This is a genomic window from Ruminococcus sp. RTP21358st1_G6_RTP21358_211008, assembly GCF_040908885.1.
Lineage (GTDB): Bacteria > Bacillota > Clostridia > Lachnospirales > Lachnospiraceae > Blautia_A > Blautia_A faecis.
Genome location: NZ_JBDGDM010000001.1, coordinates 26,115 through 47,648 on the forward strand (window position 1 = coordinate 26,115; position 21,534 = coordinate 47,648).

Genomic DNA, 21,534 nt, shown 5'->3' on the forward strand with positions numbered 1-21,534 from the left:
TGATACCTCAATCATAAAAACAGACTGTCCCATCAGCAGACAGCCTGCATTTATTCTCTCGGTATATCGCCCATCGGCAAAGACCAGTACCACAGAAAACCTTTCTTTCGGGAGATAACTCCTGCGTTCTTCTTTGCCTTTTTAATGGTCGATTTCCTGAACCCTGCGGCTTCAAGTTTTTCTTCACAATCCGAAGAAAGCATTTCTCCGTCTTTCAGCATTTCAATCAGAAATGCTTTCGCCTTGACTTCCTTATCGTTGGGTCTGCCGATTTTCGGGGCGAGGGATTGGAACGCTTCTTCCGCTGTCATTTCCATTTCGGAAATAAAGTCCACACCTTTCTCAGATACTTCAAACAGAATGGCAGAGCCTGTCGGGGCAAGGTTGGATTTTACCTGCACCAAATATCTTTCCGCAGGTACTTCCTTGTTCGGTGTGCGTGTGATTGCAAGAATACTTCTTGCAGCACCCGCAATGTCAATCGAACCGTTAGTACGGTAAAGGGGATTGGTATCTCTCATCTTGTTCATATGAGCGATAATCACAATCGCACAGCCTGTATCTTTCGCAACCGCTATCAGATGATTAAACTCGGCTCGTGTTTCGTTGGCATTGTTCATCGAACAACTTTCTCCGATATAGGAACTCATCGGGTCAAGAATTAAAAGTTTTGCGTGGTACATCTCAATCGCTTCACGAATACGGTTATCCCCAAAGGACAAAGATTTTTCATCTTCCTTGATGAAGATGAGGTTTTCTCCGTTCCCACCAGCCGAATTGAAGCGAGGGACTACCGTATCATCGGCGTCATCTTCCGTTGTCTGATAGATGATAGTCATAGGCTCGTTTTCTTCCGTTTCGGTAAAGGGCAGAGGTTCGCCCTTTGAGAGCAGGGCGGCAATGGAAAGCATTAGCTTGCTTTTTCCATCGCCGGGATCGCCCTGCAACAGCGTAACCTTGCCAACCGGAATATATGGATACCATAGCCATTTCACTTCTTTCGGCTCGATTTCACTCGCCTTGACAACTTCAAGAGGCACGCTGACAGTCATTTCATTTTCAATCATTTTTCTTTGTTCTCCTTTTCGATAAATATTTCGGGCAAAGCACCACAATACAGCGGAAACTCTGCTTACAGTCATTCCTGCATTTTCTGCAAAGTTCGTTGTAGGTAATGCGGTTTCGATCATTCAGAAACAACGCCCACTCTTGTTTCCGTTTCTTGCTCATTCTCGGCATATCAATCCACCTTTCCATCTGAAAATAAAAACCACAGGAAAGATACATTAAGCTTTGTTTGTGTCATTTTTCGGGGCGAAAAACGGGGTAAATATCCCTTTCTAAGCCTTTCAAAAAATCACACAAGGTATTTGTACTAACCTGTGGTTATGTATAAAATTGTAGGGTTTGGGGTAACAAAAAACACCGTATTGCTACGATGTTTTTTGTTGTTCATATTCTATTTTTGATACTGATAAACTTGAAGTTGTCAAAGAGAATTGTTCCAGTATTCCACAGTATTGCCATTCACATCATAGAATGTAATGGTTCCCGCATTTATAGGCAAAACAATCGCAAAAGGTTTATTGCTGTCAATGTCAAGCACTTGAATTGTGTTGCCGTCATCTATTTCAAGCTGTGTTACCTGTTGCTGATTCATAGAAATAAATGCTCGCTCATTATATCCTTCTACGGTGTACTCGGCAATTCCTCTTTGAACCCCCGAAAGGTTTCCACCCCCACGGAAAAAGTATCCAAAGGAAAGACCAGGGCGGTTGACATAGACGGAAAAAGAATGGTCACTCAAATCCTGAGGGTAAGAAATATATGCAGCCATCGTGCTGGAAACGCTTCCATCGACCGTCCAATCATCCTTAATCTTCTGCGACGAACGAATATCTGCCTCCAGCTTAGATGAAGTCACGCCGATCTCATTGTTCGTATAAAGAAAACAAACAAATAAAATACAAACAAGAACAACCCCTATCACAATTTTAAGAAATATTTTTTTCACGCTATCAAAACTCCTTGTCAACTTCCGATTTGTCGCTCACAAACAAAAACATTATACCACATCTTTACGAATTTTTCAACCACTTCGACTATACTCACAACTTAATGACTTCTTGAATACTTGCCGAAAAAGAAAAACTGCCATCGGTTTGACAGCAGTTCTTCTTCGGTTGGTATCCGTTAGGAATACACAATATCATTCAATACAATCTCATCGGCACAGGCTCGAATGTTATTCATCAATCCTATCCATCTCATCATATCCGTTGCTTTCAGTTCTTCCGTTACACCCTGCTTCTTTGCCATTTCCTTTATTAGATACTCCGCCATATCACGAGCCGAAGTATCAATTTCAGCAAGGTGTTCATATAACTTTCCACTTGTCAGCAGATTAAAATATAGCACACGCTTGTGTTCTCTCAAATATCGTTGCCGTAACCGCCCGTATTTTGAAAGGGGTGGACTTTCCTCTACTGTCAGGCAGGGATAATAGTAATCTCCGATGAGTTCGTATCGGATACCTGTTCTTTCGTCTGTAATAAATCTTTGCATAGTTCTTTCTCCTTTTGCTTCTTGTAGTAAAACTCCAAGGTTTTCTTATTGTGGTTTACCTTTTTACATTCCTCGGAACAGAATTTCTGCTGACTGTGTGTAGGCCAGTAGGTACTGCCACACACAGCACATACACGCTGACGATAATAGTGATCACCTTTTTCCGCTTCTCTGTCGGCTTTCGTTTTATCCTGCCTTGCTTGATAGCAACAATCCTTTGAACAGAATGCCTGTCGATTGCTTGTAGGGGTAAACTCTGTCTGACAATGGGGACATACCTTTGTTTTGACGATTTCGCCACCGTTTTCAGCAAGTTTTTTCGCCTTTCGCTTCTCTCGATAGGCTTTTTCACGCTGACGCTGTTTCTCCAATCGCTTCTTTTCTTCCTGTTCTTCCTGCTCTTTTATCTCGGCAAGTTCTTCCTCGGTGTAGGCAATATCGACCTGTCCGACATAATTGAAGTAAATATCAACCTTTTGTGTCTTTGCTTTTCCCACACCCTCGGCTTCATACACCACAATCTTATCAATGAGTTCGCCAAACATCAAATCGGAAACTTCCGTAGGATTTTTATACTTTCGTATCAGCGAAACAAAATGCTGAATATCCATAGTGCTGTCCTTTTCTTCGGAAAGCTCTTTTCTCATCGCTTCCATTTTCATTTCCAGCTCCGCCTGCTCATCGTCATACTGCTTCATCAGTTGCTTGTATTGTCTTTCGGGCAGTAATCCCGATATAAGATTTTCATACAAGCCACGAATGAGCGTAGAGAGTTCGTCATAGCGTTTCTGACAGCGTTTTAACTCCGATTGATTGTGCTTCGGCTTTTCCTCTTGCTTGCCTTTCCATAAAGATTGTAGTTCCAAAGCAAAGGCTTTTTCGTCATTCAGAACGAATTTTGAAAAGCGTTTGACCGCCGATAATATCAAGGCTTTAACATTATCAGCACTAATCGTATGGGAAGTACAGGAATTAACCCTGCTTGCATACCCGCCGCAACGGTAAGAATACTGAACAGAACCGTCTTTCTTGCTGTAATGCGTTTGCAAAGTCATTCTCCTGCCACAGTCGGCACAATATAGATAGCCGCTTAATCGGTTTGTATGTGTACCTCTTGCCGCAGCTCTGTTCACTCGTTTCTTTCGCTTCTGAACGCAGTCCCAAAGTTCCTGCGATATGATAGGCTCGTGGGTGTTATAAAACACATACTGCTCATCTTCATCGGTAGTCTTTCTCTTATGCAGTTTGAAATTGGTGCTGACCGACTTTCTCAAAACAGTATGCCCAAGATATTCTTGCCTGCTTAAAATCGTTCTAATGGCAGATATGCCCCAAATATAAGGGTCTGCAAACTTAATCCCGTTGTACTGTTCGGGGTGATATTCCTTTGCATATGCGGCAGGAATTAAAGCCTTTTCTTCGGTCAGTATTTCCGCTATGGCTCGTGGACTTTTGCCCTCATTGGCAAGCAGAAAGATACGCTTTACCACCTCAGAAGCCACAGGGTCAACAACAAGCGTCTGCTTATCGCTCGGCAATCGGTTATACCCATAAGGGATTGAACCGCTACAACGCTTTCCGTCTTTCATTCGTGCGTCAAACACAGCCTTGATTTTATTGCTCGTGTCTTTGGCATAAAATTCGTTCATAATATTCAAAAACGGAGCAAAATCATTATCCGAAGCATTGTTGCTGTCAATGCTGTTATTGATTGCAAGAAAACGGACATCTTTCTGCGGAAACAGAATTTCCGTATAAAATCCGACTTGCAGATAGTTTCGCCCTAATCGGCTCATATCCTTAACAATCAATGTTCCGACATTGCCTGCTTCAACTTCTTTTATCAACGCTTGAAAGCCGGGGCGATTGAAATTCACACCCGAAAAACCATCGTCAGTAAAATGGCGGATATTCTCAAAGCCATTCCTACGGGCATAATCTTCAAGATATTTTTTCTGATTGGTAATAGAATTACTCTCGCCATTCAAATCATCATCTCTTGATAATCTCTCGTAAAGTGCCGTAATCTTTGAAGTCCTTGACATTCTCTTAACCTCCTTCCTTATGTATTTTCAATTTAGGACAGTTAATTTTATCGTCCTATTAAAGTATAGCCCTCCGGTGCCAGCTCAATGGCGGTCTGTGTTTCTCCAAAAGAAGCTGCCCAACTGTCAAAATGCCCTAATCCCATCTTCTGAAGCGTACCATACTGAAGATACCGCATATTGGTGTAAAGCTCCGTCATACTGTTGCTGATCGGCGTACCCGTAGCAAACGTAATGCCCTTTCCGCCAGTCAGCTCATCAAGGTACTGGCACTTAGCAAACATATCGGAGGACTTCTGTGCTTCCGTCTGTGCAATGCCCGCCACATTCCGCATTTTCGTGTATAGAAAAAGGTTCTTATAATTGTGACTTTCATCTACAAACAGCCTGTCCACACCTAACTGCTCAAAGGTTACAACATTATCTTTCCGGGAAGTATCGTTGAGTTTTTCCAGTCTTGTCATAAGGGATTTTCTGGACTTTTCCATCTGCTTAATGGTGTAACGCTCCCCGTTATCTGCTTTCGCCTGCTCTATGGCAAGCTCAATCTCATCAATCTGTCTTTCGATAATGCCTATCTGTCTTTCCTGCGACAACGGGATTTTTTCAAACTGGCTATGCCCGATAATGACAGCATCATAATCTCCGGTGGCGATTCTGGAACAGAATTTCTTCCGGTTGGCTGGCTCAAAATCTTTCTTCGTTGCCGCTAAAATATTTGCTCCGGGATATAACCGCAAAAAGTCACTCGCCCACTGTTCCGTCAAATGATTGGGAACAACGAACAGGCTCTTTTGGCATAACCCTAACCGCTTGCTTTCCATTGCTGCAGCAATCATTTCAAAAGTCTTTCCTGCTCCCACACAATGAGCAAGCAGGGTATTGTCCCCGTAAAGCTGGTGTGCCACCGCATTTAACTGGTGCGGTCTAAGGTCGATGTCCGGTGTCATGCCAGGGAATTTCAAATGGGAACCGTCATATTCTCTTGGTCTGGTAGAATTAAAGAGCTTGTTATATTTCGCCACCAAGTCCTGTCTACGTTCCTGATCTTCAAATACCCAGTTCTTAAAGGCTTCCCGGACTGCCTCCTGTTTCTGACTGGCAATCATGGTTTCCTTTTTATTCAGGACTCTCGTTTCCTTTCCGTCCTCTATCACGGTATCGTACACCCGGCTGTCCTTTAAATTCAGAGAATCCTCTAAAATCTGATAAGCATTTCTCCGGTTTGTACCATAAGTCATATTTACAAGACTGTTTCCGTAATCCGCACTTTTTCCTTTTACATTCCACTGTCCTGTCACATCGGAATACTGAATCCCCATTGTATTCCGGTTGAAGAGATGCTGCGGTGTTTCAAAAACATCACGCATGAAATCTTCAATATATTTCGGTTCAACCCATGTGGCACCGATACGCACCTCAATCTCGCTGGCATCCAGTTCTGTGGGCTGCACCTGTGTAAGTGCCTGCACATTTATGTTGTATTCCGGGTGGTTTTCGGCGTAAATCTTCGCTGTTTGCAACTTATCCCGGACATTGCCGCTTAAATACTCGTCCGCTGCTTCCCACCTGTCTGTGACCGGATTCTGAAAGATAATGCCCGTCAGTTCTTCTTTGATTGTATCAATCTCTTTTCCGGTCAGCTCCGCCATATAAGAAAGGTCAACTTTTGCTTTTTCTGATAAAGATACTGCCAGAGCTTCCGTTGCTGTATCCACGCTTGTAACCACTTCCGCTTTCTTAATGGTACGTTTCGTGAACATATCCGCTTTGCCTTTGAAATTTCCCTCGTCATCCAGCTTTTCCAGAGAACATAACAGACAATAGCTGCTGTCCTGATTAAAGGCTCTTTTGTTGGTCTGGGAATTGATTAAACCGTATTTTCTGCTGAACGTATCATAAAGGGTATTCAATTCTTTCTGCTTTTCCTTAATCACAGTATCCGGATATTCTTCCAACTGCAAATTGATAAGCTCTTGCGTACAGTTTCGGATTCCTACCATGCCTTTTATGCGTTCCTGCATGGATTCTGACATATCCACAGGCTTCATAATGGAATTTTCACGGTAATATACCTTATCTTCCACCAGTGTGTAGCTGTAATTCTTTACGTCCGGGTCTGCCGGAATGGTGGCATCTGCCAGCTCATCCGCAAGCTCGTCCGTCTCCACTGCTTCGATTTCCCCGTCAATCCGGCTGACCGCATCCATTAACTGCTCTGCAAACGGTCTTGTGGCATCCGGTTGGCAGGTGCTTTCCATGCCATAGGGACCGCTGACCATTTCCATCTTCCCAACAATCATTTCCGGGTGTTCCGCAAAGTAGGTATTCATGGCGATACCGTTTGCATCTTCTGATAAATGTACCCAATCCGGTTCTATGTCCATCACACGGTCACGCTTCTTAAAAAACAAAATATCCGAAGTGACTTCTGTCCCTGCATTTTCCTTAAATGCTGTATTCGGAAGTCTGACCGCCCCCATAAGCTCCGCTCGCTGAGCCAGATACTTTCTGACCTCCGGACTTTTTTTATCCATTGTTCCCTTACTGGTAACAAAAGCAACCACACCGCCGGGACGGACTTTATCTAATGTCTTTGCAAAGAAATAATCATGAATCAGGAAATTATTTTTATCATATTGTTTATCCGCTACCTTATACTGTCCGAATGGCACGTTGCCGACTGCTACATCAAAAAAATCATTCGGATAGTCTGTTTTTTCAAAACCGGATATTTTAATATCCGCTTTCGGATAGAGCTGTCTTGCAATCCTGCCCGTAATACCATCCAGCTCCACACCATAAAGTCGGCTTTCCTGCATCTTCTCCGGCAGCATTCCGAAGAAATTTCCGATACCCATTGCAGGCTCTAATACATTCCCCTTTTCAAATCCCATACGGTCTAAGGTATCATAAATACTGCGGATAATGGCAGGACTGGTATAGTGGGCATTTAAGGTGCTTTCCCTTGCAGAAGCGTACTCCTGCGACGATAACAATTCCTTTAACTGCTGATATTCTCCCGCCCATGCAGATTTGCTTTCATCAAAGGCATCGGCAAGCCCGCCCCAGCCAACATACTGTGATAAAATCTGCTGTTCCGACCGTGTGGCGATACGGTTCTCGCTCTCCACCTTTTCCAAAGTACGGATTGCTTCTATATTTCGTCGGAATTTCTCTTTCGCACTGCCTGCTCCTAACGCATCGTCTGTAATGTGGAAATTGACCGCATTGGATTTATCAATCTTTGGTGCAGGCTGCTTCACAGGCTTTTCTATGGCAGGTTCTTCCACTGACTTTTGGACATCGTGTCCAGAAGTGTCCGGTTCCATGCTTTGCAGATAGTGTTCCGCTTCCTCTTTTGTTTCAAAGGTGGGAATTGTACCGTCCTCTTTTATATAATAATCTTCCCTGCCATGATCCCATACTGCAAAATCCTGTCCCGGCTCAAAGGCATCGCTGGTTTCCTCAACTGAGAATCGTGATTCTGTTTCCGCTACATCTTCCGTTCCTTCAATGCGTGAAAATACCTCCGCTTCGTGTCGGTCTATATCTTCCATTGCAATGAGATTCAAATAATCGTTTTCAATTTCTTCCCTGCTCGGTTTGTAATCATATTCAAAATGGACATTTTCGTTTATGAGTACGTAAAAGAACGCATTGTCCTGCATGGAATTTCCAAGCACATAGTTATTTTCTTCCGACTTCCATTCATCAATCTTTAAACACAACTGCCCGTCAATGGTAATCTGCTGTGCCGCAATCTCCTTTTCCTGCTCCATATACCGTCTTGTCTGATTGATAAATCCATTTAAGACCGCCGGATGGGAAGAAACAATCAAATCACGGTTCTCATACTTGGCATACGGTTCTATTTCTTTTGCCCATGCCTTATTGTCGGGAGAAAATCTGCCATCGTGCGTCAGGTGCATGACAGTATTGGCAAGTACATAGCTGACACGCTCGCTACCATATTTTCGGATTACTTCATCCGGTGTATCTTTCGGCAGACGATACCCGTCAAATTTTTCCGAAATCGTCCGTTCAATGGCTTCTTTACAGGCAACCTTCGTTTTCCGTTCTATTACCGCCTGTGCTTTTTCCAGCGCTTTCTGTGCTTCTTCCTCTTTGTACCGGGCATAGGCTTCTTTCCCTGCCGGAGATAAATACTTATCTTCCGCCACCAGCTTTCGGATACGCTTTTCGACTACTTTCCAAGACAGCAGCACTTTCGCATAAGGTTCGCAGATATTTCCCTTTTTTAATTCAATCCCTTTAAAGTTGTGGTCTTGCCAGCTATGGTCTGCTCCGGCAAGTGCATGAGAGCCGCCTCCAATGCCATATTCTTTTTTCAGAAATTCCGCTGCTTCTTTGCTGTCATGCTTTTCCTGAAAATAATCATAGATGCGGAAAGAACCATGTGAATATCCACTTCCCCTGCCAAGATTATGGTCTATCTCGTCCTGAGTAATAAAATCCTCCCTTTTTATTTCCACATGGTCTGCGGTTGGAAAGATTTGTTTTTCTATCAGCAGATTGTCAAGTTCCTCCCGCAGCTCCTCTTTTGGCATAACTGAACGGAAACGTAGCTTTTTCTCTCCGGTTTCAAGCTGATGAAGTGCCTGATCCATGTGGGAAGCCACAAGCTCAACTCCTTCTTTTGTAGAAAGGTATTCTATCATTCTTGCATGAGCCTCCGGATAATTTCCTGCTTTTAGCCCAAGCTCCTCCGGCAGTTCTCCCATGCCATCCCGGAAAAAGAAAAAGAGATGCCCTGCAATCCGGTCACGTTCTGCTTCGTCAGTCAGATAAGCTTCATTTGCTCCCATATAGGTACCGTTTACTACCTGTGAGCGGATTTTTGCTTCCACCTCCTGCCAGTTCATCTGAAGCACCGGACGCTCTGTCGATGTGCCATATCCGACACGCATCCCATCCTCATTGAACCATACCGCTAACTGCTTTCCGTCAAATTCAAAGCCCTTTCCGGTTGTTCCATACTCTTTCTGTAAGAAAGCAGCCATCTCCTCCGGTGTCTTTCCCTGCTGATATTTGGTGTAGATACGCTTTCTGCTGTTATCCCTGCCTCCGCCGCTCCGCAGAATATCCGCTATCTGCTCCGGCGGTATCTTTGTTTCTGACCGTATCGGTGTCACTGTTTCCGCCTGTTTCATGGCAAGATTGCCAGCCTGCTCCGTAAACATGGAAAATAAGTCAAGCTGCTGGTACATTCCCGCTGTTTCAATCCGCTCTGCGGTTTCTCCTGGAAGAAGATATACTCCGTCCTCCATATAGGAATTGACAAGAAAACGTGCTTCCTCCCATGACAGCCTGCTTTCCGCTTCACGGGTCAGATAATTGCCTTTCCATAAGGTAATACCGTCCTCATCGGCACGGTAGCCGCCCCGCATTTCCCCGATATTGAACTCGGTGTATTCTTCCATGCGGAACGAATTTCTCAGATAATCCGCCTGAATCTTTGCATCCTGCTCTATCTGAAAATACCCAGCTATTTCCGGTCTTTTATGCTTCAGGAACTCATCACTGCATAAAATACCACGCTGTAAGTCCTCCCCCTGCTCTGTTTCAGACAGCTTCGGAAAAAAAGAACCGGATAATGAATGTTCTCCACTATCCGGTTCTGGTATTTCTTCTTCCTGTATGTCATTTTCTAACTGTAAATCAGTTCCGTCAGCACGATCTCCTCCGCTGAATGTCTGATGTTGTTCATCTTCGCTACCCACTTCATCTGATCGGCTGCTTTCAGTTCCTCGTTCACTCCCTCTGCTTTCGCCATCTGTTCGCTCAGGGCTTCCATTCTCTGCTCTGCCTGCTCCTGTATCTCCAGACAGTGTGCTTTCAGCTCGCCCGCCAGTATCATGCCCTGATAAATCCCTTTCCGGTGTTCCTGTAAGAAGTTCTTCCGCATCATACCGTACTTCGTCAGCGTTCCCTCCGGTTCCTCGTTCGCTGTCAGGTTCGGAATCAGATAATCCCCGTTCTTTTCGTATGTCAGTTTCATGTGCCGCATCCTCCTTTTTGCTCTGTATTTCTATCTCCTGATTGTTTTGTAGCTCCTTTTCGCTTTCGCGCTTTAAAGCATTATAGTCTGTATCTGCTTCATTTGCAAGCACTTTCTCCGTATTTTCCAAAGAAGTTTGTGTGCGTCCTGCATTAGCTTTTTCCTGTGCCTTCCTGCGGGCAATCTGGCGGTCATACGCTCCTATGGTTCTGCCTATCTCCATTAAAAGCGGCTTGCACATATCTGTGGTGGCTGTACCAACAACAGACAGGGTTTTCATCGTATTAAAGTCGCTGATATATTCAAATCCCTGCTCGTCTTTCCACAGTTCCATATCTGCACCGCATCGTGACAGTATGGTGTAAGCAATACTGGAAGAAAGCGTATCACGAAGCCTGACACCTACATTTAACTCGTCCAGTTCCTCTAAAAAGCTGCCCTCTTTCACATATTCGATTTCCGGCAGAAGTTCTTCATAATAATCCAAAGCAATCCGATTGGATATTTCCATTATCCGCTGTTCAAAGGAGCTGTTTTTATCCGTTTCTCCGTATGTCTTTTCAAGCTGTGCCAGGACTGTTTCTTTATGCTCCTCACGCAACTCCCACAAATTCGGATCACGTCCTATCCGCCTTGCCTTATGTACGTCGGACACATCGAAAACATATTTCAATCTTGTATAGGAATTTTCCGTATCCAGCAGGGCAATTCCCTTTGCTCCACGGTTTACCCAGCAATTCATCTTCTCATTCCATAGTTCAAGGGACGCACAGGCTGTTGCATCCGGTCGTTGTGCAAAAATAAGTATCTGTTCATTGAACGGATATTTATAAAGCCTTGCAGCGGTAGTCAGATACCTTGTCCACTCCTGCCCGTTTTTCGCTATCTCTTTTGCGGTATCCTCCGCCAGATAGGAAATCATCTGATATTTTGTTACCATAAGCATTCCTCCAAAATGACGGAGGGGATAACCCCCGCCGCCTTATTCATAAAAACCGTGTTCTTCGATACCGTTTTCCAGAATTGTGCCAATCAGCTCCTCCAATTCCATCTCCTTCAGCTCGCTGATCACAATGAGCTTTGCAAGGATATCTTTTTCCACCGGAACGACATAGCTTTCTTCATCAGGGCAAAGCTCCCGTACACAAATCTCCAGTCCGTCTGCAATTTTGCAGAGCGTACTTATATCTGCTTCCCGGATACCTGCCAGAATATCCATCAATACATCTTCCCTGACACCGCACCGCAAAGAAAGTTCTGGAATATCCATATCCTGCTCTTTCATAATGTTTAAAATTTTATCTCCGGTGCTGTAAACAACGGTCTTTTTCATTTCTGTATTCATTTTTCTGTCTCCTTTTCACTTGCTTTTTCTCGGTGGAAATTCCATCTTGAATTTGTACTGCGAACCTTTGATTTCCTTTCCGTCTTTGATATAAGAATAATCCTCAATTCCCTCCGGAATCAGGTACGCATCGTAGCTTCCCTTTTTCCCTTTTAATCCTCTCACAAGGGTCTTTTTCCCTTCAAGCAGACTTTTCATCTGTGTATCGGAAAACGTTGCTCCCATTGCCCTACCCACATTCATGCCGCATTTTTGTTTGCAGTAAGCACCGAATTTTCCTTTTACTACATCGCTGCCGCATTTCGGGCATTTTCCAAGCACTTCCTGCATCGTTCCAAACAAAGACTTCTGATCGTCACTGATACTGTGGTAGGTTTGCACCAGCTCCCGCACCATATCTTCAATGCCATCCATGAACTCCTGCATGGTGTATTCGCCTTTTTCAACCAAAGTCAGCGTATTCTCCCAATCTGCTGTAAGCTTCGGGGATTTTACCATATCCGGCAGAACAGTAATGAGCTTCATCCCGTCCTCGGTGGGAAGCATCTGCTTTTTCTCCCGTTTCACAAAACCGTCTTTGACCAGCTTTTCAATAATGTCAGCTCTGGTGGCAGGTGTGCCAAGTCCTTTGCGTTCCACCTCATCGCCCATATCCTCTGCTCCGGCACGTTCCATCGCAGAAAGCAGGCTGTCCTCGGTAAAATGTTTGGGAGGCTGCGTGAAATGCTCTGTTACCTTTGTCTGGATAACTGGAAACGTCATGCCTTCAGAAAGCTCCGGCAGTTTCTTCTCTTCCTTATCCTCATCTGTTTTTTCTACCCGGTAGGTACGTTTCAATGCTGCTTCAAATTCTTTCCACCCGTTCTGCAGAACCGTTTTTCCGGATACATGAAAGCTGTAACCACCGCAGGAAAACTCTGCTTTTACCGTTTCATACAACTGCTTTTTCCCGGTTGCACATAACAGACGATTAGCGACAAGGGATAAGATTTTCATTTCTCCCTCCGGCACAGCGGAAAGGTCTGTCTTTGTAATTTCTATGGTGGGAATAATTGCATGGTGGTCGGTCACTTTTTTACTGTTCAACACTCTTTTTATATCCGGCTCTGCTCCGGTCTGTTCCTCAAAGAGAATCGCCTGATAAACTGCCCCGATTACCGCTTTTGCAGTTTCTTCCATATCATCGGATAAATACTGGCTGTCCGTTCTCGGATAAGTGACCAGCTTTTTCTCATAAAGGCTCTGGGTGTACTCCAATGTCTGCTTTGCAGTAAAACCAAAGATACGGTTGGCATCCCGCTGAAGCGTGGTAAGGTCATAAAGTTTTGGTGGTGCAACGCTTTTATTTTCCTTTATAACGGAACGAACCACTCCACTCTGACTTTCACACGCTGCAGCAATACTTTCTGCCCTTGCCTTATCGTCAATCCGTTCTGTCATGGCATCTATCCCATCCATCAGAATATGAGCCATGTAATACTGCTCTTTTTCAAAATTCATAATCTTCACTTCACGGTCTACCAGCATGGCAAGGGTGGGCGTCTGTACTCTGCCCACCTTTAATACCTTTCCGCCATACAGTACAGTAAATAATCTCGTACCATTTAATCCCACCAGCCAGTCTGCCTGCTGTCTGCAAAGTGCAGACTGGTACAGGCTGTCATAATCGCTTCCCGGCTTTAAGTTTTCAAACCCGTCACGGATTGCACTCTCCTCCATTGATGAAATCCACAGGCGTTTCATTGGTTTCCGGCAGCCTGCCTGTTCATATACCAGACGGAAGATAAGTTCTCCCTCCCGTCCGGCATCGGTGGCACACACCACACTTTCAACTCTTGTATCGTGCATCAGATTTTTCAAGATTTTATACTGCGTTGCTGTTTCCTTTTTCACTTCATGCTGCCACTGCTCCGGTATCATGGGCAGGCTCTCATAGCTCCATTTTTTCCATGCTTCTGAATACATCTCCGGCTGTGCCAGCTCTACCAGATGTCCTACACACCATGAAACGAGAAATCCGTTTCCCTCCATGTAACCGTCTTTTCTCTCTTTCGCCCCGATCACATGGGAAATTGCCTGTGCTACGCTGGGCTTCTCTGTAACCACCAACTGCATACCTTATTCCTCCTGTTCGTCAAAGAAATCTTCTTCCGTATCTTCCTCCGATTCCTCATCTTCGTTTTCATACTCCTCGTTATCTTCCTCATCTTCATCTTCGTCCTCGATAAAGTCCTCTTTTTTCTTGCGGACAACCTTAAAATAATAAGCAGCTCCGATAACGATTAAGGCAAGACTACCAATCAGCACATACGAAATCATCGGATTCGGTGCTTCTTTCACTTCCGGCTCCGGTTCGGTTTCCTCTGTATTTCCCGTACTCTCTGCACCTTCCGTACCTTTTTCTGTTTCCGTTTCCTTTCCCTCTGTATCTGCCTGCTCTCCGTTGTTGTTTGGCAATGCACTCTCCCCATTCGGAATTGCAGATTCCAACGCAGCGGAATTTTTCGGCAAGGTTTCACTGTTATCGGAAGTTGCATTTAACAGGTCATTTTCCGTAACCTCAGTCAAAAAATATACCATTTCTTCCTCTCCGTCCCGGTCAATAATCAGATAGAAAACTTTCTCCGTGGCGGTCTGAATAGTATAAAACTCCTTGCCCTGACCGGATTTTTCCGTACTTTCTGTTTTCCCGCTTTCTGCCTCCGCAGCTTCTTTCATTGCCTGCTTTTTCTGTTCGGCAGGACTTGTCTGTGATGTGGTATTTCCGTTACTGTCTGTTTTGGTATGCTCCGTCACGGTTCCCGTAGCACTCCCCGGTTTCGTCGGGGTCGCACTCTCCGGGAGCTGCTCCGCCGGATTCCCATCACTGGTATCGGCAGGGTCTTTATAGTACGGATTTTTCGTTTTATAAACCTCAGACATATTTCCGGCATTGTCCATTGCAGAAATGGTAAAATACTCATACCCTGCGTCAAACTGCTGGAGGCGGATATTTAACGTACCGCCCGTCAGATCTGTAAACTCATATCCATTGACATATACCGCCTTTGCACCGGAATCCGTATCATGTACCTGTATGCTTAAAAGCCCGTCACTGACTGCCGCATTTAAGGTCGGCTTTACGGTATCAAAGCACTTTATGGCACGGTTCTTCTCATAGGTATTGCCTTTCTGGTCTGTGACAAGCACATACACGGTACAGTTCTCGGAAATCCTTAATTTCTTTTCCTCCGTCACATCTGTCCAGCTTCCATTCTGCCCTACCTTTGCCTCTATCTTTGCGATTTCAAAATTCCCCGTATCTGCGGTATCTTTTACACTGAAAGAAACGGAAACAATGTCATTATGCCACTCCTCCGGCTGTCTGATTTTGATACTCACATTCGGTTTTTTATAGGTACAGAGCTTATAATCTGTGACGCAGACGGGACAGTTTTTGTCATACTCATACGCACCGCATTGATCTTCGCAATTACATACCGGCTCCGGTTTATCATTTCCCGATACAGTGCCATCCCCGGTGCTTTCATCGGTACTGCCTTCTGTATTCTCTTCGGTGCCGCCTTCGGTGCTTCCCTCCGTGCTGCCCTCCGTAGTTTCTTCCGTGCTTCCCTCGGTACTGTTTTCTGTATTTTCCTCCGTACTGACATCAGTTTCACTTTCGCCGGGTGTCTGCTCCGTACTTTCCTCCGGTTTGGATTCTTCGGTTTCTTTTGTTTCTTCGGCAAAAGCGCTGATTGCGTAGTTCCCATTTACAGAAAACGCTACCGCAGGCATGGTAAATAGCACAGCGGACAATATCAGTGATATAACTGCCTTAGATGATAACTTCCTGTTCTTCATGGCTGTAAGCCTCCCTTTCTTCTGATTGTGCTGCTTCTTTCTGCTCTTTTTCTTTCAGCAGACGCATAATTTCTTCTTCGCTGACCTTGTTTAACAGAATCAGCCGATCCAGAGAGATTTTATTCTTTTCAATGAATTTCATCTTCTCCGCATCCTCTGCCATCTGAAGCTGTTCCGCCAAATCCCTCTCCCTCGCCTGCAATCCCGCAAGCTGTTCCCGGACTTTGGAAAGCTCCTTTACAATTCTCTCTTTCGTCATCGTTCCTCACTTCCTGTTATTTTAATTTCCTGATAATCTTCCAAACGCATAAAAATGGCTCTGCCAATAGGACGAATTGATTGAAGCGTAACTGATTGGATCTCCGCAATGAATCATGACCCCGTTTCCGCAGTAAATCCCCACATGGCTGACTGGTACGCCCGAATTGTATGTACCTGTAAAAAAGATAATATCCCCCGCCTTTGCATCTGCCGCCGACACAGGCGTACACTGGTTATAAATGCCCTGTGCTGTGGTTCGTGGCAGGTTATGGACACCGCTGTTTGTAAATACCCAGCAGACAAAACCGGAACAGTCAAAGCTGGTGGACGGACTGGAGCCTCCCCATACATAGGGATAGTCTAAATATCTCGCCGCTTCTTCCATAAGTGCCTGCACGGTTGCATCGTCATAGGAATCCGGCGGTATCACATTTCCTCCGCCGCTTCCGCTGCCCGGCGTTTCGCCATACAGCGTATCCGTGCCTGCTTCAAAATAAAAAAGAGGGTTATAATATTCCCCCTGATACAGACATTCGATATGTAAATGACTTCCGGTACTGCTTCCCGTATTCCCTGTTGTTCCGATCACATTTCCATGCGTCACGCTCTGTCCTGCCCGGACATTTAAGGTATCCATGTGGGCATATTTTGTGCAGTAGCCTTTTTCATCTTCAATCACTACATAATTTCCGTAATAGCTGTCATAAGTTGCGGTAGTTACTGTCCCGTCCATCGCCGCATATACGGTTGTTCCGGTAGGTACTGCAATATCTACGCCCCGATGTAACTGTTCCTGCCCTGTGACCGGATTGATACGCCAGCCATAATAACTGCTCACATAGTTGTACCAATATAAATCAAGGGGCTTATAAAACTGCTGTGTCAGCCCGTGGGTCTGGTTATAAAAAGCATAGATTTCTCTCTGCTCCTCATTCATGCGTCCGGCAACTACTACGTTTAAATCTTTTGCTGTCAGGGTCACTTCCAGAATGGTTACGGTATATTCCTCTTCCACTTCATACTCGTATTCCTCTTCTGTTGTTTCCCCCGTAACCGGGTCTGTTACCGTATGAGTGCCTGTTTTTGTTACCGTCCTTGTCCTCGTTTCCTCTGTAGGATTTAGTGTCAACTCATACATTTCATCAAACAGATATTCTATTTCTGCCTGTACCTCACTTGCAGTAAATTCCGTATGGACTGCCGACAGATAGCTGATCAGTGCAAATGGGTCATGCCCGATAGATGCCAGATTATAACGGTACTCATCATAATCCGGATAAGTGGTTTCTATGGCATCAATCTCTGCCTGCAATTCTTTTTCCAGTTCAGAAAAAGCTAAATCTGCCGCATCTATTTCTGCCGGAACGCTCATATAACTTCCTGCCAGCGTGGTACTGATTCCTCCGGCAAACATCGCCCCACAGGAAGATACTGCTGTCATAATCATCACAAGAAGCACCGAAAAGGCTCCTATGGCAAGCAGAAGCGAAACATTTTTTGATGCAATCTCCTGTATCTTTCTGGCTGCCGCTGTAAAAAGATTCCCGGACTTCGCCGCTGTTTCCTTTGCGGCTTTCGCTGTCTGTCCCGCCCGTCTTGCTTTTGCATATTCCCGTTTGATACGCTGCTTTTGCAGTCTTTTCTGCAACTGCTTCTGAATGGTCTTTTCCTGCATTTCCGGATTTTCTTCCAAGAACTTCTGATAACGGAAATTGACCTCTTTCTGCATCTGCTTTTTCTCCAGCTTTGCAGCTTTCGCTCTCCGTCTTTCCGTTTTCCCTTTGTAATGCCCTTTGAAAAAGCGGTAAACATCTTCCCCGCTCTGCTCTGTCTTGTGGGCAGCCTCCACACCGGAATTTTCTTTCTCCACTTCGGCAACCTTACTATGGGCAAAATTAGAAGATTCCATTCCCACCCTGCCAGCCGCTCTTTTTACCGGACTGTCCGGTTTGAATGGTTTCTCTTTTTTTACAGAAGTCAATACATACTTTGTTCTGCCCGTCTTTTCATCAAAAACACGCTCCAGAGAATACTCCGTTTTCTTTGGAATCTTCTTTCTTGCAGCTTCCGTCTTTTTTCTGGCTTTCTCCGCTTTCTTTTGCAGTCGGTCTAACTTTTTGCTTCCATGAAATTCCGGTTCTGCCTCTTCGGTAAAGGTAGTGTCCTTTGTCTGGAAATCCTGTTCAAAATCAAATTGCTTTACTCGCTCCCGGCTCTTTATCTCCCGCCTTTGATACCTGCCCTTTTTCTGTGACGAATGATAGGTGTCCCTGTGGCGGTAGTCATCGCTGGCAATTTTTCTACCCTGCTCCTCTCCGGCTTCCTCCGTAAAAGTGCTGTCCGGCTGCATAAAATCGCTTTTAGACTTCTCTCCGGCTTCTGCTCCCTCGGACTTTTGGACATTCTGTCCAGAAGCATCTGCTTTCTGATACTTCTTTGTATTTTTCGACCTCTGGACATCGTGTCCAGAAGTGGTATCTGCATCTCTCGGCTGATATGCTGCGGATTTTTTACCTTTACCCTCGTTTGCTTTCTTTGGAATTTCTCCGGTAAAGGTTTTTTTCTCCTGTGCAAATGCAGCCGGTTTCTGTTTCTTTTTCTCCGCCACTACTCATTTACCTCCTGCCTTACACTTTCCTCTGGTTTGGTATTCATAACCGCAAAGGTCTTGGTATCTACCGGATATTTATCTACGAACGGAATAACCACGTTGTCAAACAGAATCAGTCCGCACCCCGGCTCGGAATTGGTTACATGGGCAAGCTGTTTTTCTGACAATCCCAGCTTATCTGCAAGGATTGCCTGATCCTTTGCATTTTGATTCAGGAGATATACAAAATCGGAATTGCCGAGGATTCCCTCGATTTCCTCCGACTTCAAAAAATCGCCTACGTTCTGCGTCAGCCCCGTAGGAATACCGCCCCACTTACGGAAACGCTTCCAGATTTCCACCGAATAGATAGCGGTCTGCTTCTCCTTCAGCAAAAGGTGGAACTCATCACAATAATAGCGGGTGGCAATCTTACGCTCCCGGTTCTGCGATACCCTGTTCCAGACCGCATCCTGTACGATTAACATTCCAAGCTCTTTCAACTGGTTTCCCAAGTCCCTGATGTCAAAGCACATGATACGGTTCTGACTGTCTACATTCGTCCTGTGGTTAAAATAATTCTGCGAACCATGCACATATAGCACAAGGGAGTTTGCAATCCGTTCTGCCTTTTTGTTCTTATGCTCTAACAGGGCATTATACAAATCCTCAAGGATAGGCATATTCTCCGGTACGGGATTTTCAAAATAAGCATCGTAAATATGACGGATACATTCGTCAATGATACCTTTCTCATCATTTTCCAGACCGTTCTTTCCTCCGGCAATCAAGTCACACAGAGTAATGATAAAATCGGATTTCAGCTTTAAGGCTTCCTTATCCCCTTTATGGGAAAGCTGAATGTCCATCGGATTTAAATAATCTTTGGAATTGGTTGCCAGCCTTACCACCTGTCCGTGCAATGCTCCCACAAGGGCAAAATACTCGCCCTCCGGATCGCAGACCACAATATCGTCCTTTGTCATCAGGAAACAGGAAAGAATCTCACGCTTTGCACTAAAAGACTTACCACTTCCCGGTGTACCAAGAATCACACCGTTTGGTGTACGAAGCCGTTTCCGGTCTGCCATAATCATGTTGTTGGAAAGGGCATTTAAACCATAATAAATAGCCGGAGCTGGCATAAATAATTCCTGCGTACAGAACGGTACTAAGATAGCGGTACTCTTTGTTGTCAAATCCCGTTCAATTCCCGTATCGTTGCACCCGATTGGTGCCGATGCCATCAGTCCCTGCTCCTGTAAATACTGCATACATCTGAGGTTGCAGTTCGCCTGTTGGATAATGCCGGATACCCTCTGCGTGATATTTTCCAGTTCCCGCTTGTTTCTGCCATAGCAGGTCAGAAGAAATGTCATCTTTACCATTTTCTGATTGCTGCTGTTTAAATCGTCCAAAAGGTCAAGGGTATCTTTTTCATAAGTGATAATGTCCGTTGGAAGAATGTCCATGTCATAACCTGACCTTACCGCCTTTTTCTGCTCTTCAATCTTCATCTTCTGAATATTCGTCAAAGCACCTTTTAGCATCTTAATCGCCTTGACCGGATCCATTGTCTGCATATGCATGGTAATAGTCAGGTTCGCATCCAGATCAAGAAGCTTTTTCAACAACTCATCATCAAACTTCGGGGCAATAATATCCAGATAATGCACACTGCCATACATTTTTCCCGCCTTAAAACGACTCGGATAGCGAAAATCAAATCCCGGCGGAGCGATGTAATCTTTCACACTTTTTCCCGACTCCGCCAGTTCCTTAAAAGAAAAACGGAAAGGCTCCATAGTATCCTGGTTAAAATACTCATGCAGGATACGCAGACGTTCCTTTCCGTCAAGGCTCTTAGCGTGTGTGCCCAGATTAGTCAAATTTTTAATCACATCTGCTTCAATGCTGACAAGTTTTGCCCTTGCCTCCTTAAAGCCTTTACTCTCAATTCCAAAAATCAGATACTTTGATTTGATAATACCGTTATTTCCCTTTGCAGCCTGTTTCTTTAACATCTGCGTGTATTCCTCACGAATATCATCAAAATCATCTGCCTGCAATGGAATGTCAAACTGGTCAATTAAGGTCTGCTCGTTAACCTGTCGGTTGAACAGGAACAGCTCAAATTTAATAGACGGGTCAAAATAATTGATAAGCCTGCTGTATTCCTCCAGTATTTCCCCCTTATCCTCGATTTCCAGCAGGTCATAATTTATATCGTAAAACTCCACCATTTTCGTATAAAAGCCAGAAGTGACCTGACAGATACCGTCCCGGTACATCTTCTGAAAGGTAATGGTCTTCTGTGCTGTGGTGGGCTTTTCTGCGTTTTTATTCGTTCCGGCAAGCATGTGTTTTAACTCCGCAAGCCTTCTCCGCTCCACAAAGGTCAGCCCCGGCTTCGTTTTTCCTTTTTTCTTATGTCTGTCCGGCTTTTCTGCCGCCTGCTTTTTCTTCAAGTTTACGCACCTCCTCTTTTATACGCTCTGTTTCTTCTAATCTTCTGTAAATATTTTCTGATTTGTAGGGACGAATCCCCGGTGTGAGGAATTTCTGCCTTATCATAAAATACAGAATCTTCTCTGCCGGAAATCCGTCCTTCTCATACATTGCCAGAAAGAAAAAAGGCAGCATGACCGCTACCATCAAAAGTGCCGATGCCTGTGTGCCGATAAACCCTTTTGTAAAAATGTAAAAGGGAATCCCTACCGCACCTGCACCGCTGAAGCAAATAAGCTGGCGTTTCGTCAGATTTAACGCTACTTTTGTCTTTATGCCGCTTAAATTCTTTGGCACTGCTACGGATATTGCCATAACATCACAGCCGGAGCTGATACTGCAAGCCCCGGCTGTT

General features: G+C 44.8%; 14 protein-coding genes. All 14 read right to left on the bottom strand.

Translation table 11 applies throughout. From position 1 onward, the window contains the following. Nucleotides 1–50: 50 nt before the first annotated feature. Nucleotides 51–1,142 (bottom strand): AAA family ATPase, encoded by a 1,092-nt coding sequence (locus tag AB5Z12_RS00125; RefSeq protein WP_368368525.1) that lies wholly within the window; start codon nt 1,140–1,142, stop codon nt 51–53. Next, the gene (locus AB5Z12_RS00130) at nt 1,060–1,239 is read right to left on the bottom strand and encodes a hypothetical protein (protein ID WP_199589890.1); all 180 of its coding nucleotides are present in this window, start codon (nt 1,237–1,239) and stop codon (nt 1,060–1,062) included. Before AB5Z12_RS00130 ends, AB5Z12_RS00125 begins: the two co-directional genes overlap by 83 nt. Before the next feature lie 250 nt (nt 1,240–1,489). Continuing rightward, nucleotides 1,490–2,014, bottom strand: a complete 525-nt coding sequence (locus AB5Z12_RS00135; protein ID WP_118662133.1) for a hypothetical protein — start codon at nt 2,012–2,014, stop codon at nt 1,490–1,492. A 179-nt stretch (nt 2,015–2,193) separates the two neighbouring features. Continuing rightward, nucleotides 2,194–2,553, bottom strand: coding sequence for a TnpV protein (locus AB5Z12_RS00140; RefSeq protein WP_368368529.1), 360 nt, complete (start codon nt 2,551–2,553; stop codon nt 2,194–2,196). Continuing rightward, nucleotides 2,490–4,610, bottom strand: coding sequence for a recombinase family protein (locus AB5Z12_RS00145; RefSeq protein ID WP_368356816.1), 2,121 nt, complete (start codon nt 4,608–4,610; stop codon nt 2,490–2,492). Before AB5Z12_RS00145 ends, AB5Z12_RS00140 begins: the two co-directional genes overlap by 64 nt. A gap of 47 nt (nt 4,611–4,657) precedes the next feature. Continuing rightward, nucleotides 4,658–10,054 (bottom strand): DUF3849 domain-containing protein, encoded by a 5,397-nt coding sequence (locus AB5Z12_RS00150; protein WP_368366377.1) that lies wholly within the window; start codon nt 10,052–10,054, stop codon nt 4,658–4,660. 227 nt (nt 10,055–10,281) lie between these two features. Next, nucleotides 10,282–10,641, bottom strand: coding sequence for a TnpV protein (locus AB5Z12_RS00155; RefSeq protein WP_306467766.1), 360 nt, complete (start codon nt 10,639–10,641; stop codon nt 10,282–10,284). 973 nt (nt 10,642–11,614) lie between these two features. Then, entirely contained in the window at nt 11,615–11,977 is a 363-nt protein-coding gene (locus AB5Z12_RS00160) for a helix-turn-helix transcriptional regulator (protein ID WP_002596360.1), read from the bottom strand. Nucleotides 11,978–11,992: 15 nt separating this feature from the next. After that, nucleotides 11,993–14,092 (bottom strand): type IA DNA topoisomerase, encoded by a 2,100-nt coding sequence (locus AB5Z12_RS00165; protein ID WP_014081130.1) that lies wholly within the window; start codon nt 14,090–14,092, stop codon nt 11,993–11,995. A gap of 3 nt (nt 14,093–14,095) precedes the next feature. Next, nucleotides 14,096–15,820 (bottom strand): CD1107 family mobile element protein, encoded by a 1,725-nt coding sequence (locus AB5Z12_RS00170; RefSeq protein WP_002596358.1) that lies wholly within the window; start codon nt 15,818–15,820, stop codon nt 14,096–14,098. After that, nucleotides 15,795–16,079 (bottom strand): hypothetical protein, encoded by a 285-nt coding sequence (locus AB5Z12_RS00175; RefSeq protein ID WP_002596357.1) that lies wholly within the window; start codon nt 16,077–16,079, stop codon nt 15,795–15,797. The genes AB5Z12_RS00170 and AB5Z12_RS00175 overlap by 26 nt, the downstream gene beginning before the upstream one ends. A 21-nt stretch (nt 16,080–16,100) precedes the next feature. After that, entirely contained in the window at nt 16,101–18,689 is a 2,589-nt protein-coding gene (locus tag AB5Z12_RS00180; RefSeq protein WP_002596356.1) for a CD1108 family mobile element protein, read from the bottom strand. Next, nucleotides 18,689–21,139 carry a VirB4-like conjugal transfer ATPase, CD1110 family gene (locus AB5Z12_RS00185; RefSeq protein ID WP_002596355.1) on the bottom strand — a complete coding sequence of 817 codons (2,451 nt, stop codon included), beginning with the start codon at nt 21,137–21,139 and terminating at the stop codon, nt 18,689–18,691. The genes AB5Z12_RS00180 and AB5Z12_RS00185 overlap by 1 nt, the downstream gene beginning before the upstream one ends. Next, nucleotides 21,099–21,494: a PrgI family protein gene (locus tag AB5Z12_RS00190; RefSeq protein ID WP_002596354.1), complete on the bottom strand. Its 396-nt coding sequence runs from the start codon at nt 21,492–21,494 to the stop codon at nt 21,099–21,101. Before AB5Z12_RS00190 ends, AB5Z12_RS00185 begins: the two co-directional genes overlap by 41 nt. Between the last annotated feature and the right edge of the window lie 40 nt (nt 21,495–21,534).